4 protein-coding genes, 1 tRNA gene and 1 rRNA gene are annotated in these 6223 nt (G+C 42.3%); 2 read left to right on the top strand and 4 right to left on the bottom strand.

Translation table 11 applies throughout. The features are described from left to right. The first annotated feature begins 332 nt into the window (after positions 1-332). Positions 333-1961, top strand: coding sequence for a cyanophycinase (locus L1D50_RS20670; RefSeq protein ID WP_239966718.1), 1629 nt, complete (start codon positions 333-335; stop codon positions 1959-1961). An 81-nt stretch (positions 1962-2042) separates the two neighbouring features. Here the strand turns inward: L1D50_RS20670 and L1D50_RS20665 are convergent, their stop codons facing one another. From L1D50_RS20665 to L1D50_RS20650, 4 genes are all read right to left on the bottom strand, one after another. Further along, positions 2043-2447: a hypothetical protein gene (locus tag L1D50_RS20665; RefSeq protein ID WP_239966717.1), complete on the bottom strand. Its 405-nt coding sequence runs from the start codon at positions 2445-2447 to the stop codon at positions 2043-2045. A 1-nt stretch (position 2448) separates the two neighbouring features. Then, on the bottom strand, positions 2449-3363 hold the full coding sequence (locus L1D50_RS20660) for a zinc dependent phospholipase C family protein (protein WP_239966716.1): 915 nt from the start codon (positions 3361-3363) through the stop codon (positions 2449-2451). Positions 3364-3742: 379 nt separating this feature from the next. Further along, positions 3743-3819 (bottom strand) — tRNA-Pro (locus tag L1D50_RS20655). 164 nt (positions 3820-3983) lie between these two features. After that, on the bottom strand, positions 3984-5402 hold the full coding sequence (locus L1D50_RS20650) for a sodium:alanine symporter family protein (protein ID WP_239966715.1): 1419 nt from the start codon (positions 5400-5402) through the stop codon (positions 3984-3986). Positions 5403-5985: 583 nt separating this feature from the next. Between L1D50_RS20650 and L1D50_RS20645 the strand changes: the two genes are divergently transcribed. Further along, a 16S ribosomal RNA gene (locus L1D50_RS20645) occupies positions 5986-6223 on the top strand; the annotation flags it as partial.

The raw sequence follows: 6223 nt of genomic DNA, 5'->3' as shown, positions 1-6223 counted from the left end.
AATAAGGATCACGCCACTGCGAAAAATCGCGATAAAGCGCCTATACACAGCCGTTTAATTTTTATAAGAAATTAATAGGTGGGGTTGCATTCAATAGACAACACCACGGTATTACACCGTGTGTCTACTCGTCGAACCACTCTGAAAGGTAGTGAGGTGAGTAGAAGTAGCAAACAAATTTGAACGCTTTCTTCAACATAGTTTCATCTCGTGTTTTTTGACAATGCAAACTGGCTTGTGCTAGCTTGCTCTTTGCAATGTTCATTAAAATTTATAGCACAAGCGTTTTTGTGCTGACAAGTCGTTTTTAACAAAATTGTTTGGAATTTATCATGAATGTTGCGTTTTTTACCCGCTCAGTTATCACGGTGTGCACGCTTTTTTTCAGCTTAACCTCTTCTGCACAAACACTTTATTTAATAGGTGGTGCACTTAAAACTTGCTCTAGTATGGCAACAAAAAATTGTGAAGAAAATGTCGAGTTTTCTGCTGCTGCGAAAACACATTTATTATTTTCTGTTGATGAAATGGCAACAAAAAGATTTGCCGGTAGTTGGCCTACCGCAAATAAAAAGCACCTTAAGCGCACCTTAAAACTGCTGGAAAATTTACCGCTAAATAAGGCGCTGTCTAAAACTGATCTTACCCAATGGGTTAAACAGTTGGATGATGAACTATACCGAGAGTGGAGCAATAAAGAGTTTTACTTTTTCTTTGATATGCTCGAGCTGCCTTTGTTGTATCAGCATAAGCGGATCCCTGAGTTGGTCAATACCGAAGGGAATAGTGAAGTCGCAAGCACTGAAATTCTAGAAGATATCGTCGCGAGTATTACTAAAACCAAGGATAAAAAGTTATTACTTGTGACTGCGTCATCTCGAGACCCTTACGAGTCTGCAGACTTTTATCAAGGGTTGTTTCAAGACTACGATATCGACGCACAATGGTTACCATTAACTCCTGCACTAGCCGCTGCAATCAACAACAACGCTTGTAAAAATCTAGATTTTTACCGAAATACGCTTAATGGCATTTATAATCGAGAAGCCGTTTACCCAGATAGGACACTGAGTGAGTATAAATTGTGTCAGCGTGGTGTAGAACAACTAACACGACAAATAAAAAGCGCCGATGCTATCATGTTCAATGGCGGTGATCAGTCGCTGACCAAACAAGTCATGTACTCCAGTGATACGCAAACTCCCTATCCTTGGACTGTGGCATTAAAACAAGTTCCGATCGTGATTGGAACTAGCGCAGGCACTGCGGTGCAGTCAGGTGGAAAGAATAACTTTGGCAATGTGCCTATGATCACCAATGGTAGTAGCATTGAGGCGTTGCAAAATGGGGCGCTAAATGCTGCTGCACCTGCGCAAAACTGTGATATGCATGGAGGGTGTGGCAAGTTAATTTCTGACTCATTAACTTATGATCCAGCGGGTGGGTTAGGGACCTTTTCATATGGCATTTTAGATACACACTTCAGCGAGCGAGGCAGAAGCTTTAGGCTTGCGGTGCTTGCTCAGCAAAGTGGTCAAAAGTTTGGCTTTGGTGTCGATGAAACTACGGCACTAAAGCTTGAAAAGACCACTGGACGCTTTTCTGTAATAGGTAAAAAAGGTGTGGTTGTGGTTGAAGCCCTCACTCCACAGCGTTTTTATTACTCATTTCATCCAGCGAGCAGTAAACACCTTATGTCAGCATTGTATAACGTAGCAAAAAACGTCCAACCACCGCTAAAAGGTAAAGATAAACGGCTGTTGATTAGTCATCTGCTTGAGGAAAATGCACTGCGTGATGTGGTGCAGAAAATGTGCGCAGATCAAACCCAAAAAGTGGAAGCATCTCAGCAAAATTTGCCTACAATTTATATAACGCGAACCAGCGAAAGCCGCTGTGATAAACAAGAAAGTGGTATGTACTTGGTGAAAAACATGGCAATAAACTGGGTTTTTGACTGAGCCGCAGTGCTGAACCCTAAGACGATCCCTGTGCCGAGCGTGACCAGCTAAATTACAGGTTACTGCTCAGCAACAACCAAGTTAAGACTTGCATACCTCGGTGGTATTGATGGTTAGTTGGCATGCCTGCTTTTGTTCCGATTGCCAATGTTGAACGTCAGACTGTGCGGTGCAGCCGGCATCTTCAATCAGTATCACCTCATCTTTGCATAACAACAGGACTGCGTGGTTTGCCTGCGTTTCTACCTTGAGTTGATAACCCTCAAACGATGCAATTTTGCTGGCATCGTTATTAATCGCTGCCATTAGTAGCGCTTGTGGGTCGTCAAATTTCTTGGTGCTGAACTTTAAAGTACCATCCACAGCGGCAGCAATATCTTTGAGCTGAGAAGCAAGATCAGCCATATCTTCAGGGTCATTACTGTATGCTGTCTTGGTGCATCCCAGTGACAAAAAAATAACGGCGGCAAGTGCTATATATTTCATGCTATCGCTCCCATGCGGTTAAATGACCTGACTCATCTTTACCGGTATCTAAGTTCCAGTTTCGGATTTCGCCGTATGCTTTTCTCTCAAACACAGCGTTAGCGACAATGGTTATATAGTACCTAATATTATCAACCGCTTTACCGAAAATTTCATTGTAATGCATTGGCGTATCGGGGGTAGTTAGGTGTTCGATGTAGTCTTGATTTATTTCATCTTTGCGTGGATAAAAAAGACCTCTACCTGCGGCTACATGTCGCGCGATAGGGAAAAGTCGATAACCTTCCTCGACGCTATCGACAACTAACTGAAAGCCATCATGCCAAGCTTCAAAGTCTGGTGCTACATCATTTGAATAGTCAGTGTGGACGAGTGCTAATATATGCTGCCAAATACTTTGAATATCGCGATCAAAAGTGCCGTCGGCATTAGTACATGATCCGATGTTGAGTTTAACTCTATCGGCATGGCCAATTTCACCTAAATTTAGCCGCTCCCAGATAAACGAATCTTGATGCATTTCACAATCGCGATGGGCTGTTTGGTTTTGTTCATAGGGGCCAACTTTTAATTCCACAACGGGGTGGATAGTAATGTCAGCTGCAACGTGAGACATATAACCGCAAAGCCAAGCAAAGCATTTTTCTTGCGCTTCCCCATCCAGTGTTTGGCAATATGCTATAGCCGCTTTAATTATCTCTCCCGTACGCTCGTAATGCATCAAGTCAGCCCACTTATTCTGCTCCGATTGGCCAACAGCCAAATAAGGGTAATCTGGCGAAACACACCCAAGTTCTACGTACTTTTGTTTAGTACTAAGAATAAGCTTAGCTTTAGTAGGTATATCCATCGCCATCAAAGCGTTGTTTTCAGTTGCTAAATTAGCTGCCGTGATATGGGCGAATGCACCTGGCATAAGTGACTCCTTGTTCTGAACCGTGCCCTTAATATTAGTTTAAGAAAGCGAACTTGGAAATCAATGGCCAATATAATTCGATAATTGCTTTGATTTTAGCTTTGCCTTAAGTGCTAAAAATTACTATGTAGGAGTTTTATAGCGAGCAAAACGAGAGGCTACGACATAATAATAGATATACGGTGCTAATGTATATTGAGAAGACGATTGACTTAATGACAAACTTTTGAAAAGCAGCGCTTTCTATATATCCTCCAATCCGTATCCAATCAATATCAACAGCGCGGATTGTTTGAGGTGAAATACTAATAAGATGTAAGCTAAATATGAAAGTCAGAAAGGTAACTTAAAGGATTTATTGAACAGGGTAAGGAAAAGCTGGTCGGCATAGCAGGATTTGAACCTGCGACCCCTGACACCCCATGACAGTGCGCTACCAAGCTGCGCTATATGCCGACTTGTGCTTTACTATACGGATTTTTTTTTGAAAGGCAATAAGTGGTTGGTTTGTTTGGACATTAAATGAACTCAAGGGGATGTTTTTGTGGTCTTCTTCATATACGGGTGAGTTTTATAAAGAAAAAGCGCACTAAATATCAGCATTAGTGCGCTGTATTGGTCTATTTAGTCCAAATGCCCTTTGGTAGTGTTTTTTCTACTTCTGGGTTGGTACTCGGATCAAACTCTGGGGTTACGCCAGCTTTAAGCTGCTTTTTATAATCCGTAGCAAGCCACATCACGACTTTACGAAGCATGAAGAGTGCAACCACGTTAACTACAGCCATTAACCCCATTGAAATGTCGGCGAGAGTCCAAACTAGTCCAAGTTCACTTACCGCACCAAACATTACCATACCTAATACACAAGCTCTGAATACCATCATGCCTTTCTTTGAATGATGATCTAAAAACAGAAGATTGGTTTCTGCGTAACTATAGTTGGCAACAATAGAGGTAAAAGCAAAAAATAAAATAGCGACTGCAACGAAAGTTGCACCCCATTCACCTACATGGTGAACCAACGCAGATTGTGTTAACTCAATGCCAGTCAAGCCTGAATTTGGCTCAAGCTGACCAGATAAAAGGATAAGCGAAGCTGTCGCTGTACAGATCACTATAGTGTCTACAAATACACCTAGCATTTGCACATAACCCTGCGATGCAGGATGGTTCGGGTTTGGTGTTGCACTTGCAGCGGCGTTTGCAGCGCTACCCATACCGGCTTCATTTGAAAATAAGCCGCGCTTGATCCCTTGAAGCATCGCTTGCATTACGGCGTAGCCAATAGCACCAGCACCTGCTTGTTCAATACCCATTGCACTTTTTACTATTAACATGAATATATCTGGCAGCTGCGAAAAGTTCACAGCACAGACGTAAAGTGCAAGTATAAGATAAGCAACGGCCATAAAAGGCACGACGAGCTCGGCAAAGCGTGCAATGGTTTTTAAACCACCGAAGATGATAATCCCAGAAGCTGCTACTAACGCAATACCCATCACATATTTAGGCACATCAAAGGCAACGTTAAATGCTGCAGCAATGGAGTTGGCTTGTACTGCATTAAAGACGAAACCAAATGCAAGGATAAGGCAAAGTGAGAACAACACCCCCATCCACTTACGTTTTAAACCTAGCTCCATATAATAAGCAGGGCCACCACGGAAGTTTCCGTCATCATCTTTTGTCTTATATAGCTGCGCTAAGCAACTTTCAGCAAAACTGGTCGCCATACCAATCAAGGCAATGAGCCACATCCATAATATAGCACCAGGACCGCCTAAATAGAGCGCAACGCCAACACCTGCCATATTACCGGTACCAACTCGTGCGGCGAGTGAAGTACAGAATGCTTGAAAAGAGGAGATACCATCTTCAGCACCTTCGCGGCTTTGCATCATTACCTTCACCATATATGGGAATTGAGTGAATTGAATAAAGCCAAGCCTAATGGTGAAGAATACACCTGCAGCTATTAAGAGGTAGATAAGTAGATGGCCCCATAAAAGACCACTTATCGAGTTTAAGATATCAGCCATGTATTTAGCCTTTTTCTAAGAACGAGTAAATAATGGGGCGGTAATCTACCACAAAGAACAGCAAAAGCCGAAATTCCTGTGGGTTATCCACAGAAAATGTGGATAAGTTGTTAGGATTCGGTGGGCTAAAAAGCATTTGAAAAATAAATAGAAAAAACCGAAAAAAAGGGTTGCACTAAAATCGGATCTCCCTATAATGCGACCCCACTGACACGGGGCGCTACGCTGAAAAGCAAAGCAGCAACGAGTTAGCGTCAAGTAAAACTTAAGTTCGAAACTTCTGCTAAAGAAATTCAAAATTAAGTGTTGACAAAAAATTGGGAATGCTTAGAATGCACATCCCTCGAAACAACGAAATGTTTCGAAACGTTCTTTAAAAATATGAAGCAATCATCTGTGTGGGCACTCGTACAGATTGAGTTCTAACAGCAGATTTTAGTTCGCTAGATGACGCAAACAAATTTAGAGTCTCAATTGTAACTGAGTGACTATATAGTCAATTCGTTTTGATTTTACTTTTTTGAAAAGTAGAAACAAACAATCAGAATTCATTGAGCACGAATCTTCGGGTTCAAAAAACTTTTAATTGAAGAGTTTGATCATGGCTCAGATTGAACGCTGGCGGCAGGCCTAACACATGCAAGTCGAGCGGTAACATTTCTAGCTTGCTAGAAGATGACGAGCGGCGGACGGGTGAGTAATGCTTGGGAACATGCCTTGAGGTGGGGGACAACCATTGGAAACGATGGCTAATACCGCATAATGTCTACGGACCAAAGGGGGCTTCGGCTCTCGCCTTTAGATTGGCCCAAGTGGGATTA

This window comes from Pseudoalteromonas sp. Isolate6 (genome assembly GCF_022398435.1).
GTDB lineage: Bacteria > Pseudomonadota > Gammaproteobacteria > Enterobacterales > Alteromonadaceae > Pseudoalteromonas > Pseudoalteromonas galatheae.
The sequence above is the reverse complement of the archived record's forward strand: the minus strand, read 5'-3'. Positions and strand labels throughout refer to the sequence as shown.